Source organism: Butyricimonas faecihominis, assembly GCF_033096445.1.
Lineage (GTDB): Bacteria > Bacteroidota > Bacteroidia > Bacteroidales > Marinifilaceae > Butyricimonas > Butyricimonas faecihominis.
Genome location: NZ_AP028155.1, coordinates 4,280,422 through 4,303,890, shown reverse-complemented (window position 1 = coordinate 4,303,890; position 23,469 = coordinate 4,280,422). Strand labels below are relative to the sequence as shown.

At 47.1% G+C, this 23,469-nt stretch carries 19 protein-coding genes and 1 pseudogene; 16 read left to right on the top strand and 4 right to left on the bottom strand.

Annotation, left to right across the window (positions count from 1 at the left end):
• Positions 1 to 380: 380 nt before the first annotated feature.
• From tet(Q) to R8806_RS17795, 7 genes are all read left to right on the top strand, one after another.
• Positions 381 to 2,306 carry a tetracycline resistance ribosomal protection protein Tet(Q) gene (tet(Q), locus tag R8806_RS17825; RefSeq protein WP_004291466.1) on the top strand — a complete coding sequence of 642 codons (1,926 nt, stop codon included), beginning with the start codon at positions 381 to 383 and terminating at the stop codon, positions 2,304 to 2,306.
• Entirely contained in the window at positions 2,306 to 4,624 is a 2,319-nt protein-coding gene (locus R8806_RS17820) for a hybrid sensor histidine kinase/response regulator (protein ID WP_004291467.1), read from the top strand. Before tet(Q) ends, R8806_RS17820 begins: the two co-directional genes overlap by 1 nt.
• On the top strand, positions 4,617 to 5,939 hold the full coding sequence (locus R8806_RS17815; RefSeq protein ID WP_004291471.1) for a sigma-54-dependent transcriptional regulator: 1,323 nt from the start codon (positions 4,617 to 4,619) through the stop codon (positions 5,937 to 5,939). The genes R8806_RS17820 and R8806_RS17815 overlap by 8 nt, the downstream gene beginning before the upstream one ends.
• A gap of 279 nt (positions 5,940 to 6,218) precedes the next feature.
• Entirely contained in the window at positions 6,219 to 6,641 is a 423-nt protein-coding gene (locus tag R8806_RS17810; RefSeq protein ID WP_004291474.1) for a dihydrofolate reductase family protein, read from the top strand.
• 238 nt (positions 6,642 to 6,879) lie between these two features.
• Entirely contained in the window at positions 6,880 to 7,485 is a 606-nt protein-coding gene (locus R8806_RS17805) for an RteC domain-containing protein (protein WP_004304269.1), read from the top strand.
• A gap of 301 nt (positions 7,486 to 7,786) precedes the next feature.
• Positions 7,787 to 8,917, top strand: a complete 1,131-nt coding sequence (locus R8806_RS17800; protein WP_004291480.1) for an ATP-binding protein — start codon at positions 7,787 to 7,789, stop codon at positions 8,915 to 8,917.
• Between the two features lie 16 nt (positions 8,918 to 8,933).
• On the top strand, positions 8,934 to 12,188 hold the full coding sequence (locus R8806_RS17795; protein ID WP_004291481.1) for a P-loop NTPase fold protein: 3,255 nt from the start codon (positions 8,934 to 8,936) through the stop codon (positions 12,186 to 12,188).
• A gap of 131 nt (positions 12,189 to 12,319) precedes the next feature.
• Here R8806_RS17795 and mobC read toward each other — a convergent pair whose 3' ends face one another.
• The 4 genes from mobC to R8806_RS17775 form a co-directional block, all read right to left on the bottom strand.
• Positions 12,320 to 14,332: a conjugal transfer protein MobC gene (gene mobC, locus R8806_RS17790; RefSeq protein ID WP_124315529.1), complete on the bottom strand. Its 2,013-nt coding sequence runs from the start codon at positions 14,330 to 14,332 to the stop codon at positions 12,320 to 12,322.
• A gap of 30 nt (positions 14,333 to 14,362) precedes the next feature.
• Positions 14,363 to 15,610: a conjugal transfer protein MobB gene (gene mobB, locus R8806_RS17785; RefSeq protein WP_004291483.1), complete on the bottom strand. Its 1,248-nt coding sequence runs from the start codon at positions 15,608 to 15,610 to the stop codon at positions 14,363 to 14,365.
• Positions 15,589 to 16,017 (bottom strand): conjugal transfer protein MobA, encoded by a 429-nt coding sequence (mobA, locus tag R8806_RS17780; protein ID WP_004291488.1) that lies wholly within the window; start codon positions 16,015 to 16,017, stop codon positions 15,589 to 15,591. The genes mobB and mobA overlap by 22 nt, the downstream gene beginning before the upstream one ends.
• A 381-nt stretch (positions 16,018 to 16,398) precedes the next feature.
• A complete protein-coding gene (locus tag R8806_RS17775) occupies positions 16,399 to 16,563 on the bottom strand; it encodes a hypothetical protein (RefSeq protein WP_196029218.1) in 165 nt (54 codons plus the stop codon).
• Between R8806_RS17775 and R8806_RS17770 the strand changes: the two genes are divergently transcribed.
• The 9 genes and pseudogenes from R8806_RS17770 (at position 16,562) to R8806_RS17730 (ending at position 23,468) form a co-directional block, all read left to right on the top strand.
• Entirely contained in the window at positions 16,562 to 17,488 is a 927-nt protein-coding gene (locus tag R8806_RS17770; RefSeq protein WP_005783105.1) for a ParA family protein, read from the top strand. The genes R8806_RS17775 and R8806_RS17770 overlap by 2 nt on opposite strands.
• Before the next feature lie 2 nt (positions 17,489 to 17,490).
• Positions 17,491 to 17,930 (top strand): annotated as a pseudogene (locus R8806_RS17765) (DUF3408 domain-containing protein).
• A gap of 2 nt (positions 17,931 to 17,932) precedes the next feature.
• Positions 17,933 to 18,286, top strand: coding sequence for a DUF3408 domain-containing protein (locus R8806_RS17760; RefSeq protein ID WP_004291505.1), 354 nt, complete (start codon positions 17,933 to 17,935; stop codon positions 18,284 to 18,286).
• A gap of 16 nt (positions 18,287 to 18,302) precedes the next feature.
• The gene (locus R8806_RS17755) at positions 18,303 to 19,031 is read left to right on the top strand and encodes a hypothetical protein (protein WP_004304280.1); all 729 of its coding nucleotides are present in this window, start codon (positions 18,303 to 18,305) and stop codon (positions 19,029 to 19,031) included.
• Between the two features lie 201 nt (positions 19,032 to 19,232).
• On the top strand, positions 19,233 to 19,550 hold the full coding sequence (locus tag R8806_RS17750) for a DUF4134 domain-containing protein (protein WP_002560983.1): 318 nt from the start codon (positions 19,233 to 19,235) through the stop codon (positions 19,548 to 19,550).
• A gap of 10 nt (positions 19,551 to 19,560) precedes the next feature.
• Entirely contained in the window at positions 19,561 to 19,893 is a 333-nt protein-coding gene (locus R8806_RS17745) for a DUF4133 domain-containing protein (protein WP_004291514.1), read from the top strand.
• Complete coding sequence (locus tag R8806_RS17740; RefSeq protein ID WP_004291515.1) at positions 19,890 to 22,394, top strand: TraG family conjugative transposon ATPase; 2,505 nt, start codon at positions 19,890 to 19,892, stop codon at positions 22,392 to 22,394. The genes R8806_RS17745 and R8806_RS17740 overlap by 4 nt, the downstream gene beginning before the upstream one ends.
• A 40-nt stretch (positions 22,395 to 22,434) precedes the next feature.
• Complete coding sequence (locus tag R8806_RS17735; protein WP_004291516.1) at positions 22,435 to 22,815, top strand: DUF3876 domain-containing protein; 381 nt, start codon at positions 22,435 to 22,437, stop codon at positions 22,813 to 22,815.
• Positions 22,816 to 22,838: 23 nt separating this feature from the next.
• Positions 22,839 to 23,468: a DUF4141 domain-containing protein gene (locus R8806_RS17730; protein WP_004304283.1), complete on the top strand. Its 630-nt coding sequence runs from the start codon at positions 22,839 to 22,841 to the stop codon at positions 23,466 to 23,468.
• The last annotated feature ends 1 nt before the right edge of the window (position 23,469 follow it).

The following is a 23,469-nucleotide window of genomic DNA, read 5'->3' as shown; positions in this document are numbered from 1 at the left end:
TAATAAGGAGCTAAATAGAACACGAATGGGAAATACACAAATGCTAAACTAAAGAAGATATTGGCCAAAATAAACGCTATACCGAGAGAGAAACTTGATTTTTCAACTTCCTAAAACGGTGTTGTTCAAACATTTCTACTTATTTGTACTTGCCAGTTGAACCTACGCTTCCCTAATAAAATGTCTATGGTAAAAAGTTAAAAAATCCTCCCACTTTTGTTAGATATATTTTTTTGTGTAATTTTGTAATCGTTATGCGGCAGTAATAATATACATATTAATACGAGTTAGTAATCCTGTAGTTCTCATATGCTACGAGGAGGTATTAAAAGGTGCGTTTCGACAATGCATCTACTGTAGTATATTATTGCTTAATCCAAATGAATATTATAAATTTAGGAATTCTTGCTCACATTGATGCAGGAAAAACTTCCGTAACCGAGAATCTGCTGTTTGCCAGTGGAGCAACGGAAAAGTGCGGCCGTGTGGATAATGGTGACACCATAACGGACTCTATGGATATAGAGAAACGTAGAGGAATTACTGTCCGGGCTTCTACGACATCTATTATCTGGAATGGAGTGAAATGCAATATCATTGACACTCCGGGACACATGGATTTTATTGCGGAAGTGGAGCGGACATTCAAAATGCTTGATGGAGCAGTCCTCATCTTATCCGCAAAGGAAGGCATACAAGCGCAGACAAAGTTGCTGTTCAGTACTTTACAAAAGCTGCAAATCCCGACAATTATATTTATCAATAAGATTGACCGTGCCGGTGTGAATTTGGAGCGTTTGTATATGGATATAAAAACAAATCTGTCGCAAGATGTCCTGTTTATGCAAACTGTTGTCGATGGATCGGTTTATCCGGTTTGCTCCCAAACATATATAAAGGAAGAATACAAAGAATTTGTATGCAACCATGACGACGATATATTAGAACGATATTTGGCGGATAGCGAAATTTCACCGGCTGATTATTGGAATACGATAATCGCTCTTGTGGCAAAAGCCAAAGTCTATCCGGTGCTACATGGATCAGCAATGTTCAATATCGGTATCAATGAGTTGTTGGACGCCATTTCTTCTTTTATACTTCCTCCGGCATCAGTCTCAAACAGACTTTCAGCTTATCTCTATAAGATAGAGCATGACCCCAAAGGGCATAAAAGAAGTTTTCTTAAAATAATTGACGGAAGTCTGAGACTTCGAGACGTTGTAAGAATCAACGATTCGGAAAAATTCATCAAGATTAAAAATCTAAAGACTATTTATCAGGGCAGAGAGATAAATGTTGATGAAGTGGGTGCCAATGATATCGCGATTGTAGAAGATATAGAAGATTTTCGAATCGGAGATTATTTAGGTGCTAAACCTTGTTTGATTCAAGGATTATCTCATCAGCATCCCGCTCTCAAATCCTCCGTCCGGCCAAATAAGCCCGAAGAGAGAAGCAAGGTGATATCCGCTCTGAATACATTGTGGATTGAAGACCCGTCTTTGTCCTTTTCCATAAACTCATATAGTGATGAATTGGAAATCTCGTTATATGGTTTGACCCAAAAGGAAATCATACAGACATTGCTGGAAGAACGATTTTCCGTAAAGGTCCATTTTGATGAGATCAAGACTATCTACAAAGAACGACCTATAAAAAAGGTCAATAAGATTATTCAGATCGAAGTACCACCCAACCCTTACTGGGCCACAATAGGGCTGACTCTTGAACCCTTACCGTTAGGGGCAGGGTTGCAAATCGAAAGTGACATCTCCTATGGTTATCTGAACCATTCTTTTCAAAATGCCGTTTTTGAAGGGATTCGTATGTCTTGCCAATCTGGTTTACATGGATGGGAAGTGACAGATCTGAAAGTAACTTTTACTCAAGCCGAGTATTATAGCCCGGTAAGTACACCTGCTGATTTCAGACAGCTGACCCCTTATGTCTTCAGGCTGGCTTTGCAACAGTCAGGTGTGGACATTCTCGAACCGATGCTCTGTTTTGAGTTGCAGATACCCCAAGTAGCGAGTTCCAAAGCTATTACAGATTTGCAAAAACTGATGTCTGAGATTGAAGACATCAGTTGTAATAATGAGTGGTGTCATATTAAAGGGAAAGTTCCATTAAATACAAGTAAAGACTATGCCTCAGAAGTAAGTTCGTACACTAAGGGCTTAGGCATTTTTATGGTTAAGCCATGTGGGTATCAAATAACAAAAGACGGTTATTCTGATAATATCCGCATGAACGAAAAAGATAAACTTTTATTCATGTTCCAAAAATCAATGTCATTAAAATAATGGAGCGGTCAGGAAATTTCTATAAGGCAATACGGTTGGGATATATACTTATCTCCATTCTTATCGGATGTATGGCATATAATAGCCTCTATGAATGGCAGGAGATAGAAGCATTAGAACTTGGCAATAAAAAAATAGACGAGCTCCGAAAAGAAATAAACAATATCAATATTCAAATGATAAAATTTTCTCTATTGGGTGAAACAATACTGGAATGGAACGATAAAGATATCGAGCATTACCATGCACGGCGTATGGCAATGGACAGTATGCTCTGCCGTTTCAAGGCCACCTATCCAGCAGAGCGCATCGATAGTGTGCGCAGTCTTTTAGAGGATAAGGAACGACAGATGTTCCAGATAGTCCGGTTAATGGATGAACAACAATCTATTAACAAGAAGATAGCCAATCAAATTCCGGTTATTGTACAGAAAAGTGTGCAGGAACAGTCCAAAAAGCCAAAACGAAAAGGTTTCTTAGGCATATTCGGCAAAAAAAAGGAAGTAACTCCAGCAGTATCAACCACTATCCTTCATTCGGTCAATAGAAACGTAATCAGCGAACAGAAAGTGCAGGATCGCCAATTGTCGGAACAAGCCGACAGCCTTGCAGCTCGTAATGCAGAACTTAACAGACAACTGCAAGAATTGATTTGCCAAATAGAAGAAAAGGTACAAACCGAACTGCAAAGCCGGGAAAACGAAATAGTTGCCATGCGTGAAAAGTCATTTATGCAAGTAGGCGGTTTAATGGGATTCGTTCTTCTATTGTTGTTAATTTCCTACATCATCATACATCGTGATGCAAAAAGCATTAAACAATACAAGCACAAGACAACTGATTTGATAAGGCAACTGGAACAATCCGTACAACGGAACGAGGCACTGATAACGTCAAGGAAGAAGGCGGTACATACTATCACCCATGAACTGCGCACACCGCTGACAGCAATAACAGGCTATGCCGGACTGATACGGAAAGAACAGTGTGAGGATAAGTCCGGGCAGTATATCCAAAACATACTGCAATCCTCCGACCGTATGCGGGATATGCTTAACACTTTGCTTGACTTCTTCCGCCTGGACAACGGCAAGGAACAGCCCCGTCTGTCACCCTGCCGGATTTCAGCAATCACGCACACACTTGAAACGGAGTTCATGCCTGTTGCCGTGAACAAAGGGCTGTCCTTGTCCGTGAAGACTGGACACGATGCCATTGTATTGACCGACAAAGAGCGAATAATACAAATCGGGAATAACCTGCTGTCAAACGCTGTCAAGTTCACAGAAGAAGGCGGTGTTTCTTTGATTACTGAATATGATAATGGAGTTCTGACACTGGTCGTTGAAGATACAGGTACAGGCATGACAGAAGAGGAACAGAAACAAGCGTTCGGTGCGTTTGAACGTCTATCAAATGCCGCCGCAAAGGAGGGTTTCGGGCTTGGGCTTGCCATAATGCGTAATATTGTGTCGATGCTTGGCGGAACAATCCGTTTAGACAGCAAGAAAGGGAAAGGCAGTCGTTTCACAGTTGAAATTTCTATGCAGGAAGCTGAAGAACAGCTTGGATATACAAGCAATACACCTGTTTATCATAACAATAAATTCCATGATGTTGTCGCCATTGACAATGATGAGGTATTACTTCTGATGCTGAAAGAGATGTATTCCCAAGAAGGAATACACTGCGACACTTGCACCGATGCTGCGGCACTGATGGAAATGATACGCCAGAAAGAATACAGCCTGTTGCTGACAGACTTGAATATGCCCGATATAAACGGTTTCGAATTGCTGGAACTGTTGCGTTCGTCCAACGTGGGCAATTCACCAACAATCCCGGTGGTTGTGGCAACCGCTTCGGGCAGTTGTAACAAAGGGGAACTATTGGCAAAAGGCTTTGCCGGATGCCTGTTCAAACCGTTCTCCATATCGGAACTGATGGAGGTTTCCGACAGGTGTGCCATAAAAGCGACACCGGACGGGAAACCGGACTTTTCCGCCTTATTGTCCTATGGCAATGAAGCCGTCATGCTGGAAAAGTTGATAACTGAAACAGAAAAGGAAATGCAGGCGGTACGGGATGCAGCAAAAGAAAAAGACCTGCAAAAGCTGGATTCCCTGATCCACCACCTGCGCAGTTCGTGGGAGGTGCTCCGTGCCGACCAACCGCTGAATGTACTTTACGGATTGCTTCGTGGCGATGCTCTCCCGGATGGTGAAGCGTTAAGCCATGCCGTGACTGCCGTGCTGGATAAGGGAGTGGAAATAATACGGTTGGCAGAAGAGGAAAGGAGAAAATACGAAGATGAATAAGACAAAAATAATTGTGGTGGAAGACAACATCGTGTATTGCGAATATGTCTGCAATATGCTGTCACGGGAGGGCTACCGCAATATGAAGGCTTACCACCTCTCAACCGCGAAGAAACATCTGCAACAGGCAACAGATAATGATATCGTGGTTGCCGACCTGCGTCTGCCTGACGGCAGTGGCATAGACCTTTTGTGCTGGATGCGAAAGGAGGGAAAGATGCAGCCCTTCATCATTATGACCGACTACGCCGAAGTTAATACCGCCGTGGAAAGCATGAAACTCGGCTCGATAGACTATATTCCCAAACAGCTTGTGGAGGATAAACTTGTCCCCCTGATCCGTTCCATACTGAAAGAACGTCAGGCAGGACAACGCCGTATGCCTATATTCGCCCGTGAAGGTTCCGCCTTTCAGAAAATCATGCACCGCATAAGGCTGGTAGCCGCCACCGATATGAGCGTGATGATATTTGGTGAGAACGGCACGGGCAAGGAGCATATTGCCCACCTGTTGCATGACAAGAGCAAACGTGCAGGCAAGCCATTTGTGGCGGTGGACTGCGGTTCACTCTCCAAAGAGCTTGCACCGTCGGCTTTCTTCGGACACGTCAAAGGTGCATTTACAGGTGCGGACAATGCCAAGAAAGGATATTTCCATGAGGCGGAAGGCGGCACGTTGTTTCTGGACGAGGTAGGAAACCTCGCGTTGGAAACCCAACAGATGTTGCTCCGTGCCATACAGGAGAGGCGGTATCGCCCGGTCGGAGACAAGGCAGACCGGAATTTCAATGTCCGCATCATCGCTGCTACCAATGAAGATTTGGAGGTATCGGTGAATGAAAAGCGTTTTCGGCAGGATCTTCTGTACCGCCTGCACGACTTCGGGATAACCGTTCCTCCGTTGCGTGACTGTCAAGAAGACATTATGCCGCTGGCAGAGTTCTTCCGTGATATGGCAAACAGAGAGCTGGAGTGTAGCGTGAGCGGGTTCAGTTCCGAAGCACGTAAAGCGTTGCTGACACACGCATGGCCGGGCAACGTGCGGGAACTTCGGCAGAAAGTTATGGGTGCTGTATTGCAGGCGCAGGAAGGTGTTGTCATGAAAGAGCATCTGGAACTTGCCGTGACGAAACCGACCTCTACTGTCAGCTTCGCCTTGCGCAATGACGCGGAGGATAAGGAGCGGATATTGCGTGCGTTGAAACAGGCAAACGGCAACCGGAGTGTCGCCGCAGAACTGCTCGGCATAGGCAGGACAACACTATACAGCAAACTTGAAGAGTATGGACTTAAATATAAATTCAAGCAATCATAGCCCGTAATTCACTGAATTTGGCTATCTTTGCATAACATTTGAGAAAAACGGCGATTGGCAGGAGCTTTTCGCCGCCAACATATAGGATAAGACCGCAAGGCGTTTCAAGCGAAAATCTGGTAAATTGGAACTACGGAGACGATTGCGTGATGCTTATGCTATGCTTACGCATAGCGTGCATTCACGTACTCTCCGTAAAGGCTTTACCAGAGCCATCGCTTGAAGGTAGTGTGAATTGCACGCTACTTTTTTACCCTTGCCTAACGAAAGGAAACGATTATGGGTAAAGTTCAGATTCTCGCCGTACTGACGATGGACGGATGTCTTTCTTCAGAGTTATATGATAAAGCACATCAGGATTTGTGCCTTGACCGTTGCGGTCTTGATGAAATCAGGAAGAAAGCCTTTTACCGTGTGACACCGGACTATTCCATTTCAATGCTGCACGAATGGAGAAAAGACTGCACAAACATCCGTTACCTCGCGGAAGCCACACCGGACACGGCAGACTATATAAACGGACTGCTGCGGATGCACGCTGTGGATGAAATCATACTATACACCGTTCCTTTCATATCCGGAAGCGGACGACATTTTTTTAAGTCGGCTCTGCCAGAGCAACACTGGACGCTTTCCTCTTTGAAAAGCTATCCCAACGGTGTATGTCGCATTATCTATATCCTTGATAAAAAAGCAAGATAGCCAAAATGTGCGGCAAGCATACATTTCTATTTTCAGGAATAGAATAAATGTTCCGATTACAAACAATTTAAGTCGGAGATAATTTGTCCTTGTGAAAAAATACTGAATTTTATACCTCTGAAATCCAGCACTTTGTAAAATTGAGTGTTGGATTTTTTATTTTCTGCCGCGTTTTTTGCCAATTATATTCATGTGCGCACGCAGAAAACAAAGTGTAATTTTCAAAATTGACAGAACCATGAATTATTTCTTGCTGGCGGAAACCGACTTTTTCCGCCTGATAAACGAAGCCGGCGACTGCAATATGGAAACGGCATACACGGCTTTCGCCACCCAAGTGATCGAACTGTGCAACGGCGGCATGGACATGAACCTTACCGTCATCGCGCTTGCCTACATCGAAATCGAGTTGCAGCACCATCCCGTACGTAATCTGTCAGAAGAAAAAAGAGAGATTGCCGCCTACGTCAGCAAGGCTCTGTCTTTCGTAAGAAAGATGCAGAAATTCCTTGCCACGCCCCAAGTGCCACCACTAATATCCGCCAACAACGCAACAGAAACCACCGCCAGCCTTCTTCAATGGACGGGCAATGCCATCGACCTCGTGGAACTTATCTACGGCATAGACGTGATGGGCTGCATCAACAACGGCAATATGCCGCTCAAACAGCTCGCCCCACTTCTCTATAAGATATTCGGGGTTGATTCTAAAGACTGCTACCGCTTCTACACTGATATCAAACGCCGGAAGAACGAAAGCCGCACCTATTTCATTGACAGGATGCAGGAAAAACTGAACGAGAGAATGTTGCGTGATGAGGAGTTGGAGCGGATGAGAAAATAAAAAAATATCCATTACATATGAGAAGACAGGAATACTCGTATCCTGTCTTTTTATTTTCATTTAATTATATATTAATTAGCACAATATATGTGAGTTTTTCATTCCTATAAGGACAAATTTCAGAAACGTATGTCTGGTAAATTATTGAGTCATCATAGTATGAACATATATCATTACTAAAAACAATGAAACAACTTCCATAAGATTGTGGTTGTAAAAATCGCCATTTAATAGCCCGTTTTTTTTGTAAAATTCGCCAATTAAAAAAATATGATTATCTTTGCATTATATTTTATAAGGTATGGAAACAGTAAATAGAATACTTCAAGAGAAGATTACAGCACGAATCGCGCCCAATAAAGCAGTACTGATTTTTGGTGCTCGCCGTGTTGGTAAAACGGTAATGATGCGTAAAATTGTGGACAACTATTCAGGTAGGACGATGATGCTCAACGGCGAAGACTACGACACATTAGCACTATTGGAGAATCGCTCAATAGCCAATTATCGGCATTTATTGGATGGTATTGATTTGCTGGCTATTGATGAGGCACAGAACATACCACAAATCGGTAGTATTCTGAAGTTGATAGTTGATGAAATACCGGGAATAAGTGTCTTGGCAAGTGGTTCTTCGTCATTCGATTTGCTGAATAAGACTGGTGAACCGTTGGTCGGCCGCAGTACGCAATTTCTCCTTACACCATTCTCGCAACGGGAAATCGCACAGACGGAAACGGCACTTGAAACCCGCCAGAACCTCGAAGCGCGCTTGATTTACGGTTCCTATCCCGAAGTAGTAATGATGGAGAACTATGAACGTAAAACAGACTACCTACGTGATATTGTCGGTGCATACCTGCTTAAAGATATCTTAGCAATTGACGGCTTAAAAAATTCGAGCAAGATGCGCGATCTACTGCGATTGATAGCTTTTCAGTTGGGCAGCGAAGTTTCTTACGAAGAGTTAGGTAAACAACTCGGCATGAGCAAGACGACCGTTGAAAAATACCTCGACCTATTGGAAAAGGTCTTCGTTATCTATCGTCTGGGGGCTTATTCGCGTAACCTACGCAAGGAGGTTACAAAAGCTGGCAAGTGGTACTTCTACGACAACGGCATTCGCAATGCCATTATCGGGGCTTTCTCACCGCTGGCCATTCGGCAGGATGTCGGTGCGCTGTGGGAGAACTACATCATCGGAGAGCGGCGCAAAGCGAACTTCAATGAGGGACTGCACAGGGAGTTCTATTTCTGGCGCACCTACGACAAACAGGAAATCGACCTGATTGAGGAGAGTGCCGACAGTCTTACCGCCTTGGAGTTCAAGTGGGGAAATAAAATGCCGGCCGCACCGAAAGCCTTCCAAGAAGCCTATCCCTATGCCGAGTTTCATGTGGTAAATCGGGAGAATTATTTGGAGTTCGTATAATCAATAAATTACGTATATGGAAACAAAACTACAATCCAAACAGCAATATCCGCGGTTTATCCAAAATAAACCGTGTGGTATTGACAAATTCGATGGAGGTTCGCAAGAAAGGTTGGCAAAAACTATTGCTCGCCATTTTTGTCAGAATGATTCATTGGATGAGGAATGTACTTTACCTCGAATTATCGGCATCGAAGGTATTTGGGGATCTGGAAAATCCAACGTGGTTAAAATGTTGGAACGTGAATTATCAGACGACTATTACTTTTTTGAGTATGACGCATGGGGACATCAAGAGGACTTGCAACGCCGCTCTATATTGGAATTGCTTACAAGCAAACTTATTGATGATGGTATCCTATCTGGAAATGCAACAATAAAAGTCAAAGGTGGAGGTACGAAAACCGTATCATGGTCTGAAAAGCTGAAATATTTATTAGCCCGTAAAACGGAGACCGTAACCGAAAAATATCCCCTTATCAGTAATGGTATGGTTGCGGCATTTTTGGTTGCAGTTTTAACTCCGATATTTACATTTATTGCGTATGCAGTAAAACCTACACCCACAACATGGTGGTTTTCTTTATTGTCTATTATCATAGCTGCACTGCCAGTTCTTATTGCATTGTGCGTTTGGAAATGGGCATATAGCAAAGATCATAAATATGGATGGAGTTATATGTTAGCTATTTATCAAGATAAAGTCGAAAAGGACGTTTGCTATGAGACTTTGAGCGAAGACGAACCAACGGTTTACGAGTTCAAAACATGGATGCAAGACATTTCTGATTTTATCAAGGAAAAAGGACAACGTAAATTAGTCCTTGTTTTTGACAACATGGATCGTCTCCCCGCTGAAAAAGTAAAAGAATTATGGTCTTCTATCCATACGTTCTTCGCCGATAGCGGTTTTGAAAATGTTTGGGCTGTTATTCCTTTCGATGAAACACATTTAGCTTGTGCATTCGGAGATGAGACCGACGAACAAACGAAACAACTGACCAAGTATTTTATCAATAAAACTTTCCCTATTGTTTATCGTGTTGCTCCTCCTGTTATTACCGACTATCGAAGTATATTCAACAAACTGTTTGTTGAAGCATTTGGAGAAACAGAAAATGAAGCGAAAGAAACTATAAATCGGATATTCAGATTGGTAAATCCTAATGCCAATGTTAGGGAAATTATATCATATATCAATGAGATGGTCGCTCTTAAACAAGAGTGGTGTAACGAAATTTTGATGATAAACATAGCATTGTTCTGTTTGAAGAAGACGGATATTCTGGCAAATCCAGTAGAACAAATATTGTCCGGCGACTATCTGAATGGCATTCAAACAATAATTAACAATGATCTGCAAACACAACGCGAAATTGCAGCTTTGGTATATGGTGTCGATGTTGAAGATGCTCGACAAATTCCATTGAAAAAATATATTGAAGGCTGCATCAACGGAGAAGAAGACCACGACATAAATCAATATGCAGAGACTAATAAACAATTTGACACTGTATTAGAAGAAGTTATACAATGTATGGACAATGCGCTTATCGATAAGATTATACATTGTTTGCATAAATTAACTCGAAAGAGCGATGTTATTCTGCGTGTATGGCAAAGAATAGCACAATTGAAATTAAAAGAATCCATAGAGAAGCAGGTGTTCCCTGTCGAATACCAAGAACTGCTGTTGCATTTAGACACGGAAAGCCAAAACCATGTGATTGCTCAATTATATAAGAAGATAGTTCGGTTCAATGACTTCAATGGCGGCGACTATTTCAAAACGTTAGATGCAATAGACAGGTTTATTGCGCAAAATAAGTTGGCGTGCGATTTTACGTCATTGATTGAAGCAAAAACAGTCAAGCCAAATACATTTATCGATTATATTCAAGCTGCAAATGCAACAGATGCTGCCTATCGGGATAACGCGACAACTAAAGCATATAAATATTATCAAGTAGCAACAAATTCGGAGGCGCTCGATAATTATTTGGCAAACTTACTACCCGATAATTTCGACCATGCAGATATTGTAAAAACGTTAAAAGATAATTCTACCTATACGTTTCCAACGCTTTTGCAAGCGATCACGAATTGCATTGATGAACAGAATGTAAATAAAGATAATATAGGGGCTATATTTACAACCTATCGTTTATTGGCATCTGACGAAGAAAGACCTTTACCTGTAACGTTAGATTCAACCTACATAAATCAGTTGCATTCTGAATTAGAAACTGATGGCCGAAACATTAAAGAGTCTGGATATTACGATTTAGTCGCCATGCAATTGGCACATGGTCATTCCGTTTCCTTAATAGAGGGTGGAGATATAAAATATGTTGCAGAACTCATGGACTATTATGTGGATCATGGAGACTTATTAGTAAATAGTGTGGGATGGAATATACCGCTATTAAATGAAACACTACAATACATGGTAAATCATAAACTTGGCTATAAATTATTGCTCTCAGACATATTGCCCCAATTTGAAGATATTAAGAACAGAATAGGTGTAACGGATGAGGTATTTATCGAGCATTTAGCAGAGTGGAATACCGATTTGGATAAGTATATCACTAAGAACAATATTAAAGATGTAATTCCTGACGCATCTTTTTACGATTTGACCACTAAAATAAGCAATGTCCTGACCGATCATATCAATAAAATAGCGTTCGAAGCGTTGTCTGAAATAAGTGTTGATACATTATACGCCCAAAGAACAGCACATACATCATATTATTGGTTTGTCGCAATAAAACATTTACTGGCTAAAATCAAATCCTTGCCAGATAACTTGACTGAATTTGGCAAAAAGATTCTGATGGATATTGCTTCTGGAACTCAAAGTTTGAATCCTTTCCCTAATTGTTTCAAGAATATAGTTGAAAGATTGGATAAACGAAAAATTAAATCGACAGTTACCGATATAAGAAATGATTTCTGCATCGGTAAAAAGACTATCAATGCAATAAAGTTTCAATTTTTCGAAACATGGCTTAGATCGCATGGTAATTTGAAAAGTCAAGCTGGAGACGTTATTGATAAAATAGTGAAACCTGTAATTTCCGATGGGGCATGCCGTTCATTGATTCTGCAAAACAAAGATTTTTATATGGATTTAATAAATACAGCAGGGGATGATGCTTATGAATTGAAAAAGAGTCTCCGAAACCTCATACAAAAAGATTCAGATCCGCAATTGGTTAAATTTGTCAATTCGATAGATTCAGTACCTGAGGTTGAAACCGCGTAAGTATTTGTCTAACAAGTCCGAATTTTACGATTTTACCCGTCAGAACTGAAGTGCCCCCCAAAAAAATTGTATCCAACTTTTGGGGGTCACTTCAAACTTCGATAGGGATAATTTTCAATTTTGGGGACTTGTTAGACAGTCTCATTATCTGGTAGCAGTTTACACAGCACCGGATCGTTTTTGATACGCTCCAGTTCCTCCTGCACAATCTGCTTCACCTCTTCCTTGATGCGCCGGTAGTTCGCCTGCACCGTTTCCTTCATGCGGTCGTTGCCGTCCTCGTCCGTGAAGTTTGTAATGACGGGAATTTTCTTGTAGGCACTTTCTTCCCGTTTCACCTTTTCGGCATCCACCACAATCTCGCAATGAAAAATCTTCTGCTCGATACGCTCGTTGAAGTTGTCGGATACAGAACCGACAAACATTCCCTGCGTAAGCCCGGAAATCTTACTCGGTGGAATGAGCGCGTCCATCTGCGTGTTGATGGAGGTGGAAACATCCTGCCGGTTGATGGAGATGGACTGCCGTTTCTGCAACACCTTACCGAACCGCTCGGAGAGCGTCTTGGCTGTTTCCCCCACCACCTGACCGGAGAAAATATTGCCGACAGTGTTCATCACCACTTTCGCCTCTTTGTCCCCGTAGTCACGCACTAACTGGCTGAAATCCTGAAAGCCCAGACACACGGCAACCTTGTTGCTTCGGGCGGTAGCTATAAGATTGTCCAACCCTTTGAAGTATATTGTGGGCAACTCGTCGATGATGACCGATGACTTCAGCATCCCCTTCTTGTTGATGAGCTTCACGATACGGGAATTATACAGACCGAGTGCCGCACCGTAGATATTCTGACGGTCGGGATTGTTACCCACGCAGAGGATTTTCGGCTCTTCGGGATTGTTGATGTCCAGCGTAAACTCGCTGTCTGACATCACCCAGTAGAGCTGCGGTGAAATCATCCTCGAAAGCGGGATTTTTGCCGACGCTATCTGACCCATGAGCTGCTCCGCAGCCCCTCCAAGCCACGCATCCATGAACGGCGAAAGGTAGTTCTCCAGCTCCGGATAAGAGGTCAGTATCGGAAATATATCCTCGTAACGGCGGTTCAGAAACTCGATAGCATGGGGAAACGTGCAAAACTTCCCGTTCTGATAGATTTTGAGATACCAGATAATACTGGCAAACAGAATGATAGGTGACTCCACGAAGAAGTCGCCCTGCTTTTGCACCCACGTTTTATTGAGGTTGAGCATTATTGTGTAGGCACTCTCATAGGCATCCGTAATATCTTCCATAAAATCCGGGTGAATGGGATTGCACCGATGAGAGCGTCGCGGGTCGTCGAAGTTGATCACATAGAACTTCGGCTTTACCTTGTAGCCGTCCGGGTGGTTCAGCAAATGGTTGTAGGCAATAGTAGATAGGTCGGGATACTTGAAATCGTAGATGTATTGACTAAAGCCCTTTTCAATCTGTTGCTTGATAAAATTGTTTACCACGGCATAGGACTTGCCGCTGCCCGGCGTACCCAACACGATGGACGCACGGAAGGGATTAACTACATTGATCCAACCGTTGTTCCAGCGTTTCCTGTAATAGAAACGTGTCGGCAGATTGACCGAATACTCGCTTTCGATAAGCCTCGTTTCCTGCATGAAACTCTCGTTCTCGTTGTTGAAAACATCCTCCATCAAATTGTGTTTCAACAGGCGGCTCATCCACAGACCACCCATCAACAGGCAGACATAGCCCGTTCCAATGGTAAGGACATACAGTCCCGTCACCGCTTCAAGCGGCAGGGGCAGCAACCACCAGTTCAGGAAAAACAGCACGAACCCGACGGCAAATGCTGTCCAGATTCTCCCCCAAGTGATTTTCTCACCCTTGACACCCTTCGTACCCAGACAGGACAAGGCAAGCAAAAGGACGGAAAACAGCTTCGTGTAGAGAATGGAATGGAACAGCCCCGCCGTGCGGTCGAAGTTCAGAAGGATTTTGTCCACCACGCCGATGTTCACGCCCCACAGCCGGATGGCTTCGTAGCAGAACCAGTACACGTTCATGACCACTAAAATGATACTCACGGCACGCAGAAAATCCATGATTTTCGCCAATGCCCTCAAATCGTCTTCTTGTTGTGACATACATTGATTTTTTAATTGTTGATACTCTGATTACATACCCAAGCCCTTGCGTTTTTTCTTCTTTTTGCGCTTCATCGCCCGGATGAAAGCCTCTTCCTCGGCATCTACCGCCGGACCTTCGGGAGTGAGCAAGCCCATACCGCCCGATATATCTTCACTGTCGTAGGCGGTCTGCCCGTGTGCCTTGTCCGCAGCATCCACAGGGATGGATAGCGGTATCGGCGGTTGTCCGGCGTATGGCAGGGTGAAGTGTTCCTGCAAGGCATTCGCCGAAAGCTCCTTACCCATGCGCGAACCGTTCAGCACGCATCCCGTGCGGTGGTCGATGAAGGTAGCCCCATAGATGCGCCCTTCCTCTGTGTAGCGCAGTACGGTGTCGATGCCCTTCTCTTTGAGTTGGGATACAAATTTGTCCTTGTCATAAGTGCCTTGCAGCACGGAAAGGACGGTGCGTTTCGTCATGTCTGCCAGTTTCCTATCCTTGATTTCCGATTTGGAACGGACAAACTTCTTCTGTACGGCTTCATAGCCTGCGGACTTCCCGAAAAGCGAGGATTTGAACGGGTTGCCCACCTTGTTACCCTTGTCGTCCGTGACGGAATAGACCAGCCCGTGATACTCCCGTCCGCGCACGTTGCCCCTCGCTTCCTCCACCGTCATATTATATAAGGAAAGGAGCGCACGGTATTCGCCCATCGTCTGGAAACGGTACTGCCCATTCAGAGCCTTCACGGTGTTGCCTACCTGCTTCTTCACATCACCTGCCGATGCGGCCACCTTGCGCAACGGATTATCCAATCTCTGATTTTTACGTTCTGCCGGATGCAATCCGTACTTCTGTTCCAGTTCCCTGCGGATACGGTCGCTGCGGCGGTAGAGAAAATCCCGGTTGAGCCTTTTCCCGTTCTCGTCCACGTTGACCGTCACGATGTGCAGGTGGTGGCGGTCGATGTCCTCGTGCTTGAATACAAGATAAGGCTGGTTTCCGAAACCGAGTTTTTCCAGATACTCGCGGGCGATATTCTGCAACTCAATATCGGTCAGCACATCCTCCGGGTGCGGGTTGAGAGAGATATGCACCACCGGCTTCTCGATCTTCATCTGCGGTGGCAGGAAGGTGAGAAAACCCTCCATCGCCTTGCCTATGTCCACCGTTCCCGAACCGTCATTGTAGATGCGGTTGGTGGTGAGAAGCCGCCCCTGCGCCTCGTTAATCTTCTCCCCGTTGTAGGCAATCGCGCCGTACAACGAACTTCCTACACTGATTTTTGCGACCATTTTGCCTCCATTTCCCTTGAAAGTTCCACAATCCGGCGGCTCAGTTTCACGAGTTCGACGGTGTGTTGCTCTAATTTGTAGAGCAACGCCATCGCCTTTTTCTCTGAAAAATGCAGCCTCAGTTCCTTCACGACTTGGTTGTAATTCGTACCCACGGCACGGAATTGTGCATGAAAATCCGACAGTTTGGTGTAATAGTCCACCAACGTCTTGTCCACCTTCAGCACCTTGAACGGTTGCCCGAAGAAGTGCGCTTTGAGGAAAACAGACCGTGCATAGACACCCGATTTTCCGAACATGGCGAGGAAACGGTTGTGTTCCTCCTCGTTGAAACGGACGGTGTACCGGTACACCGCCGGATCAAGTTTGGGATTTCTCCCTGATTTGCTTTTCCTTTTCTCTTTCATATTACTTTGGATTTAGCGGATTGACGGCATAAGCCGCCGCTTCGGATTACAGCACCGCAGTTCTGAAAGGCTTCCCGACTTCGGAGGGAAAGCCCGCCCCCTGCAAGGGCAAGTGCTTTTCGTGGCTGCTCAAAATATTTTGAGCGGCTGAAAAGACATCTTGCTATGTTCAGGTGAACATAAAAATCCGTCAGGGGACGGATTGGGAAAATACCTTTCAGGACTCCGGGCCGCGCGTCATCGGCGAACCCTGCTGTCCGGGTGCAAAGTTACGCCCTTAAAGCGGTATCGGACAGATGCTTGACCCGGTCAATGACTGCCAACCGGCGCAACGTGCCGCCACTTGCCGGAGAAGTGATACAGGTTCCAAAATATACTTGTTTATTTGCAGCATGATTCAAGAAACGAACGATTTGAAGATATGATAAACGGAACATTCAAATACCCGGAAATCCGCTTCTTCGGATACTTGCCGAAACGGATACCCGAACCGTCGGAAACCCGGTTCTCCGACAATTCGGTGACGTATGGATTCAATGACTTCATGACGCAATGTCGTCAATCACCATTTGTCCGACGCACCGCTTCACCACAGAACCGGATACGCGACGACCCGCCTGCGTGTGTAGTCACGGAAGCGGATGGTGCGACAGCCAAATCCGTATGGAAACAGAAAAACAAATCATCAACAATTAAAATAAATGGAACTATGAGTAAGGAAATCTTCGTTGCATTCGCAACACAGAAAGGTGGCATCGGCAAATCCACTGTCACGGCACTTGCCGCCAGCTACCTGCACAACGTGAAAGGCTACAATGTCGCCGTCGTGGACTGCGACGACCCGCAGCACAGCATCCACGGGCTGCGCGAACACGAAATGGGGCTTATCGACAGCAGCACCTACTTCAAGGCTCTCGCTTGCGACCATTTCCGCCGGATCAAAAAGAACGCCTACACCATCGTCAAAAGCAATGCGGTGAACGCCCTCGACGATGCCGAGAGGATGATTGCCACTGAGGACGTGAAACCCGACGTGGTGTTCTTCGACATGCCCGGCACACTCCGAAGCAACGGCGTGATAAAGACGCTCTCGCAGATGGACTACATTTTCACTCCGCTGAGTGCCGACCGCTTTGTCGTGGAGAGTACCCTGAAATTCGTCACGATGTTCCGCGACAGGCTGATGACTACCGGACAGGCGAAAACAAAGGGGCTGCATCTGTTCTGGACGATGGTGGACGGCAGGGAGAGGAACGACTTGTACGGCATCTACGAGGAAGTGATAGCCGAAATGGGCTTTCCGGTACTTTCCACCCGCTTGCCCGACAGCAAGAAGTTCCGCCGTGACCTTTCGGAAGAGCGCAAGAGCGTTTTCCGCTCCACCATCTTCCCGATGGACACGGCACTGCTGAAAGGGAGTGGCATCCGGGAGTTTTCCGAAGAGATAAGCGACATCATCAGACCGCAGTGAGCATGGGCAGCAGGAAAGTGAACACGGAAGGCATCGACGAGGAACTGCTGTTAGCCTCCATCGGGCGGCGCACACAGGACGGGACACTGCGCCCCGCACAGGAAGTACCCGCAGCTGCACCGACCGAAGAGGACACCGCCGCACCGGAACCATCTCCTGTGCAACCCGTAACACGGGAAAAAGCGCAGAGGGAAAGTGGACGCCGGAAAAGGCAGGACGAGGACTACAACGAGCTATTCCTGCGCCGCAACGAGATAAAGACCCGCCAATGTGTCTATATCAGCCGTGACGTCCACGGCAGATCCTCAGAATCGTGAACGACATCGCCGGAGGGGAAATCTCAGTAGGCGGATATGTGGATACCGTGCTGCGCCAGCATCTGGAACAGCACAAGGAGAGAATCAACGAACTGTACAAGAAACAACGTGAAGATCTGATTTGAAAATGGAAAAAGAAATGACACCGAATGAAAAAAGACCACAGCAAGACTGCGGAGGTATGTTTACCCAAGTGCAGGCGAGTGTGGAAATACTGTCGCCTGTCCCGGTAAGCGGCAAATGCAGTGAGAAGGACTATGAACGCCTGTTCATCCGCGACCCGGAAGTAAAGGCACGTGAGGGGAAGATGGCGTATGTGCGCCCGGAGTACCACGAGCGTATCATGCGTATCACCCGTGTAATCGGGCATGACCGGCTTACGCTGTCCGCTTACATCGACCATGTGCTGACGCACCACTTCAACCAGTGCGAAGATGCGATAAAGAGCCTTTATGCCCGAAATTACAATTCAGTATTCTAACCAAAAACGGAAGGATATGAATTACACAATCAGCATGACAGACATTCTGCTGGCGGTATCGGTCGGCTGCAACCTCTGGTTCCTGTTCCTGCTCCTTTACGAGCGCATCATGGACACGCGGATTGTCCGCTTCTTCAAGGGCATTGTCGGATTATGGCGGTCACTGGACGGGAATGAGGCTAAACGCATAGCGGCACACGAGGAAGTCCCTGCGGAAAAGGCGGACATCATCGGCAAGAGCCGTTTCAGGATGGCATCCACCCGGACAACCGCTGCCATACCGACGCAAGAAGCCGCCACTATTGAAAAAGGCATTGAGCTGTCGGAGGAAGAGGCTACTTTTGACGACGGAAAAACGGGAAACGCATCCCGCCCGGCACAAGTCCCGGAGGAAAAACTCGATGAGACCTTCACGAGCATACCGCCGGAGGAACTGGGATACGGGGACGACGAACCGGAAGAGGACGCCTCGGACACGCCACGGGCTTCGGGCAGCAGCTTTGACGAGATTGACGACGCCTGCAAGACCGCCAAAAACCCGGACGCGACACAGGCGGAACGTGAAAAGGCGGCTAAGGTGTTCACCGACATGGAGGGCACGGAGTTGTACGAGAAAATGATGGAAGGCTCTTCGGAGATAGGCATCCGCATCAAGGGGCTTATCGAGATTCGGCTGAAGAAATCTGAAAAGGAGTTCGTCGTGCCGGACAACATCGAGGAGTTCGACATTCGCAACTATGTATGACAACAATAAAAGAAATGAACATGAAAGAATGACATCAACCCACGCGGCGAGGAAACGCAAGGCGCATCCCCATCCGCAACGGACACGCCCACGTCCGTGGAAACAAACGGGCATCCACTAAAACCAAAGTAAAGAAACAAAGTATCAACCGCCCGACAAAGGACCATCCACCCTTTTGACGGCAAAAAACAAGAACAGTTTATGAACAAGAACATCTTGAAAAACAGAAAAGCAATCCTCTCCGCGGCACTTGTCATCGCCGCAACCGCCTCCGCTTTCGCGCAGGGAAACGGCATCGCGGGCATCAACGAAGCCACCTCTATGGTGAGTTCTTATTTCGACCCCGGAACTAAACTGATATACGCCATCGGTGCAGTCGTCGGGCTTATCGGGGGCGTAAAAGTGTACGGCAAGTTTTCATCGGGCGACCCCGACACCAGCAAGACAGCCGCCTCGTGGTTCGGCGCGTGCATCTTCCTGATTGTTGCCGCCACCATCCTGCGCTCATTCTTCCTTTAATAAATAATGTATGGCTGAATACCCAATCAACAAGGGTATCGGCCGTCCGGTAGAGTTCAAGGGCTTGAAGGCACAGTACCTCTTCATCTTCTGCGGAGGTCTGCTGGCTCTCTTCGTCCTGTTCGTCATCCTCTACATGGTCGGTATCGACCAGTGGATATGTATCGGCTTCGGCGCGGCATCGTCCTCCCTCCTTGTATGGCAGACCTTCGCGCTGAACGCCCGGTACGGTGAACACGGGCTGATGAAATTAGGAGCGGCACGGAGCCATCCCCGATACCTTATCAACCGGCGGCGGATAACCCGTCTGTTCAAACGACAACGAAAGGAAGAAAGACAATGAGGAATACATCGAAAATGACAACACTGGAAAACAGGTTCCCACTTTTAGCGGTGGAGCATGGCTGCATCATCTCAAAGGACGCCGACATCACGGTGGCTTTCGAGGTGGAACTACCGGAACTTTACACCGTGACGGGTGCGGAGTACGAGGCGATACACAGTTGCTGGTGCAAGGCTATCAAGGTGCTGCCGGACTACTCCGTCGTCCACAAACAGGACTGGTTCATCAAGGAACGCTACAAACCGGAGCTTCAGAAGGACGACATGAGCTTTTTAAGCCGCTCTTTCGAGCGTCACTTCAACGAGCGTCCGTACCTGAAACACACCTGCTACCTCTACCTGACCAAGACAACAAAGGAGCGTAACCGGATGCAGAGCAATTTCAGCACGCTGTGCCGGGGACATATCATCCCGAAGGAGCTGGACAGGGAAACCACGACCAAGTTCTTGGAAGCCTGCGAACAGTTCGAGCGCATCATGAACGACAGCGGGCTTGTCAGGCTGCGCCGCCTCTCCACCGATGAGATTGTGGGTACTGAGGGAAAGACGGGACTTATTGAACGCTACTTCTCGCTCATGCCGGAAGGTGACACCACCTTGCAGGACATCGAGCTTTCGGCAAGGGAGATGCGCATCGGCGACAACCGCCTGTGTCTGCACACCCTCTCCGACGCGGAAGACCTGCCGGGCAAGGTGGCTACCGACACCCGTTACGAGAAGCTCTCCACCGACCGGAGTGACTGCCGACTGTCATTCGCCTCCCCGGTGGGGCTTCTGCTCTCCTGCAACCATATCTACAACCAGTATGTGCTGATAGACAACAGTGAGGAAACCTTGCAGAAGTTCGAGAAGTCCGCCCGTAACATGCAGTCGCTATCTCGCTATTCAAGGAGCAACAGCATCAACCGCGAGTGGATAGACCAATACCTGAACGAAGCCCATTCCTACGGACTGACCTCGGTACGGGCACACTTCAACGTCATGGCGTGGAGCGACGATGCGGAGGAACTGAAGCATATCAAGAACGACGTGGGCAGCCAGTTGGCAAGCATGGAATGCGTGCCGCGCCACAACACCATCGACTGCCCGACACTCTACTGGGCGGCGATACCCGGCAATGCGGCGGACTTCCCGGCGGAAGAGAGTTTCCACACCTTCATCGAACAGGCGGTGTGCCTGTTCACAGAGGAAACCAACTACCGCAGCTCGCTCTCGCCCTTCGGCATCAAGATGGTGGACAGGCTCACGGGAAAACCGCTGCACCTTGACATCTCCGACCTGCCCATGAAGCGAGGTATCACGACCAACCGCAACAAGTTCGTGCTGGGTCCTTCGGGCAGCGGCAAGTCTTTCTTCATGAACCACCTCGTGCGCCAATATTATGAGCAAGGCGCACATGTGGTATTGGTGGACACGGGAAACTCCTATCAGGGCTTGTGCGGCATGATCCGACGCAAGACAGGCGGAGCGGACGGTGTGTATTTCACCTACACGGAAGATAAGCCCATCAGCTTCAACCCGTTCTACACCGACGATTACATCTTCGACGTGGAGAAGAAGGACAGCATCAAGACCCTGTTGCTGACGCTCTGGAAGTCGGAGGACGACAAGGTGACAAAGACGGAGAGCGGCGAGCTGGGCAGTGCCGTGAGTGCCTATATTGAGCGCATCCAATCCGACCGTAGCATCGTGCCGTCGTTCAACACCTTCTACGAGTATATGCGTGACGACTACCGCAAGGAACTGGCACAGCGTGACATCAAGGTGGAGAAGTCCGACTTCAACATCGACAACATGCTCACCACCATGCGGCAGTATTACCGGGGCGGGCGTTACGATTTCCTGCTCAACTCCACGGAGAACATCGACCTGCTCGGCAAGCGGTTCATCGTCTTCGAGATAGATTCGATTAAAGAAAACCGCGAACTGTTCCCCGTCGTGACCATCATCATCATGGAAGCCTTCATCAACAAGATGCGGCGGCTGAAAGGCGTGCGGAAACAGCTTATCGTGGAAGAGGCTTGGAAGGCCCTCTCATCGGCGAACATGGCTGAATATCTGCGCTATATGTATAAGACGGTCAGAAAATATTACGGCGAGGCAATCGTGGTGACGCAGGAGGTGGACGACATTATCAGTTCTCCGGTGGTCAAAGAGAGCATTATCAACAACTCGGATTGTAAAATCCTGCTTGACCAAAGGAAATATATGAACAAGTTCGACCAGATACAGGCGTTGCTCGGACTGACGGAAAAGGAGAAGTCGCAGATACTCTCCATCAACATGGCGAACAACCCTTCACGGCTCTACAAGGAGGTGTGGATAGGCTTGGGCGGCACGCAGTCGGCGGTCTATGCCACGGAGGTCAGCGCGGAAGAGTATCTGGCGTACACCACCGAGGAAACGGAAAAAGTGGAGGTTTACCGTCTGGCGGAGAAGCTGGGCGACGACATCGAAGCCGCCATCCGGCAGCTTGCCGAAAGGCGGAGAAACAAGGAATAACTAAAAAACAGAATGTATCAACCAAAAAAGAAAAACGCGTATGAATTTACCAAAAGTGAAAATGCTGCAAGTCAGCAAGTGCCTTATCGGATTGGCGGTCATGATGCTGCAATCCTGCGACGTGGCCGACAACCGCCGCGACATGCTGTGCGGGAACTGGGAGAGCGTGGAGGGAAAACCTGACGTGCTTATCTACAAGGAGGGCGAAGCCTACAAAGTGACGGTGTTCCGTCGTAGCGGTCTGCGCCGCAAGCTCAAGCCGGAAACCTATCTCTTGCAGGAGGAGAACGGCAACCTGTTCATGAACACCGGCTTCCGCATCGACGTGTCCTACAACGAGGCCACGGATGTGCTGACTTTCTCGCCAAACGGGGACTATGTGCGGGTGAAGCCGCAGCCGGGACATCCGACCGAAGAATAACAACCACTAAAATCCAAAGTAACATGAGAACAAGAATAACAATGATTATCTGCCTGTGCCTGCTTTTCGCGGGCAGGGCAAGCGCACAGTGGGTCGTAAGCGATCCGGGCAATCTAGCGCAGGGCATCATCAATGCCTCCAAAAACATCATCCATACCTCCAAGACCGCCACGAACATGGTGAGCAACTTTCAGGAGACGGTGAAAATCTATCAGCAGGGCAAGAAGTATTACGATGCCCTCAAATCGGTGAACAATCTGGTCAAGGACGCCCGCAAGGTGCAGCAGACCATCCTGATGGTGGGCGACATCACAGACATCTATGTGAACAGTTTCCAACGGATGCTCCGTGACGGGAATTTCAGACCCGAAGAGCTTTCCGCAATCGCTTTCGGCTACACGAAACTGCTGGAGGAAAGCAACGAAGTGTTGACGGAACTCAGGAACGTGGTGAACATCACCACGCTCTCCATGACCGACAAGGAGCGCATGGACGTGGTGGAACGCTGCCACTCGAAGATGAAGCGTTACCGCAACCTCGTGAGCTACTACACGAACAAGAACATCTCCGTGAGTTACCTGCGTGCGAAAAAGAAGAACGACCTCGACCGCATCATGGGGCTGTACGGGAACATGAACGAAAGATACTGGTAGC

Bases quoted from the DNA above. Each gene is read 5' to 3' on its own strand.
- R8806_RS17820 (WP_004291467.1), top strand. From the start codon at position 2,306: ATGGAGCGGTCAGGAAATTTCTATAAGGCAATACGGTTGGGATATATA.
- R8806_RS17815 (WP_004291471.1), top strand. From the start codon at position 4,617: ATGAATAAGACAAAAATAATTGTGGTGGAAGACAACATCGTGTATTGC.
- R8806_RS17810 (WP_004291474.1), top strand. From the start codon at position 6,219: ATGGGTAAAGTTCAGATTCTCGCCGTACTGACGATGGACGGATGTCTT.
- R8806_RS17805 (WP_004304269.1), top strand. From the start codon at position 6,880: ATGAATTATTTCTTGCTGGCGGAAACCGACTTTTTCCGCCTGATAAAC.
- R8806_RS17800 (WP_004291480.1), top strand. From the start codon at position 7,787: ATGGAAACAGTAAATAGAATACTTCAAGAGAAGATTACAGCACGAATC.
- R8806_RS17795 (WP_004291481.1), top strand. From the start codon at position 8,934: ATGGAAACAAAACTACAATCCAAACAGCAATATCCGCGGTTTATCCAA.
- mobC (WP_124315529.1), bottom strand. From the start codon at position 14,332: ATGTCACAACAAGAAGACGATTTGAGGGCATTGGCGAAAATCATGGAT.
- mobB (WP_004291483.1), bottom strand. From the start codon at position 15,610: ATGGTCGCAAAAATCAGTGTAGGAAGTTCGTTGTACGGCGCGATTGCC.
- mobA (WP_004291488.1), bottom strand. From the start codon at position 16,017: ATGAAAGAGAAAAGGAAAAGCAAATCAGGGAGAAATCCCAAACTTGAT.
- R8806_RS17770 (WP_005783105.1), top strand. From the start codon at position 16,562: ATGACGCAATGTCGTCAATCACCATTTGTCCGACGCACCGCTTCACCA.
- R8806_RS17775 (WP_196029218.1), bottom strand. From the start codon at position 16,563: ATGAAGTCATTGAATCCATACGTCACCGAATTGTCGGAGAACCGGGTT.
- R8806_RS17760 (WP_004291505.1), top strand. From the start codon at position 17,933: ATGGAAAAAGAAATGACACCGAATGAAAAAAGACCACAGCAAGACTGC.
- R8806_RS17755 (WP_004304280.1), top strand. From the start codon at position 18,303: ATGAATTACACAATCAGCATGACAGACATTCTGCTGGCGGTATCGGTC.
- R8806_RS17750 (WP_002560983.1), top strand. From the start codon at position 19,233: ATGAACAAGAACATCTTGAAAAACAGAAAAGCAATCCTCTCCGCGGCA.
- R8806_RS17745 (WP_004291514.1), top strand. From the start codon at position 19,561: ATGGCTGAATACCCAATCAACAAGGGTATCGGCCGTCCGGTAGAGTTC.
- R8806_RS17740 (WP_004291515.1), top strand. From the start codon at position 19,890: ATGAGGAATACATCGAAAATGACAACACTGGAAAACAGGTTCCCACTT.
- R8806_RS17735 (WP_004291516.1), top strand. From the start codon at position 22,435: ATGAATTTACCAAAAGTGAAAATGCTGCAAGTCAGCAAGTGCCTTATC.
- R8806_RS17730 (WP_004304283.1), top strand. From the start codon at position 22,839: ATGAGAACAAGAATAACAATGATTATCTGCCTGTGCCTGCTTTTCGCG.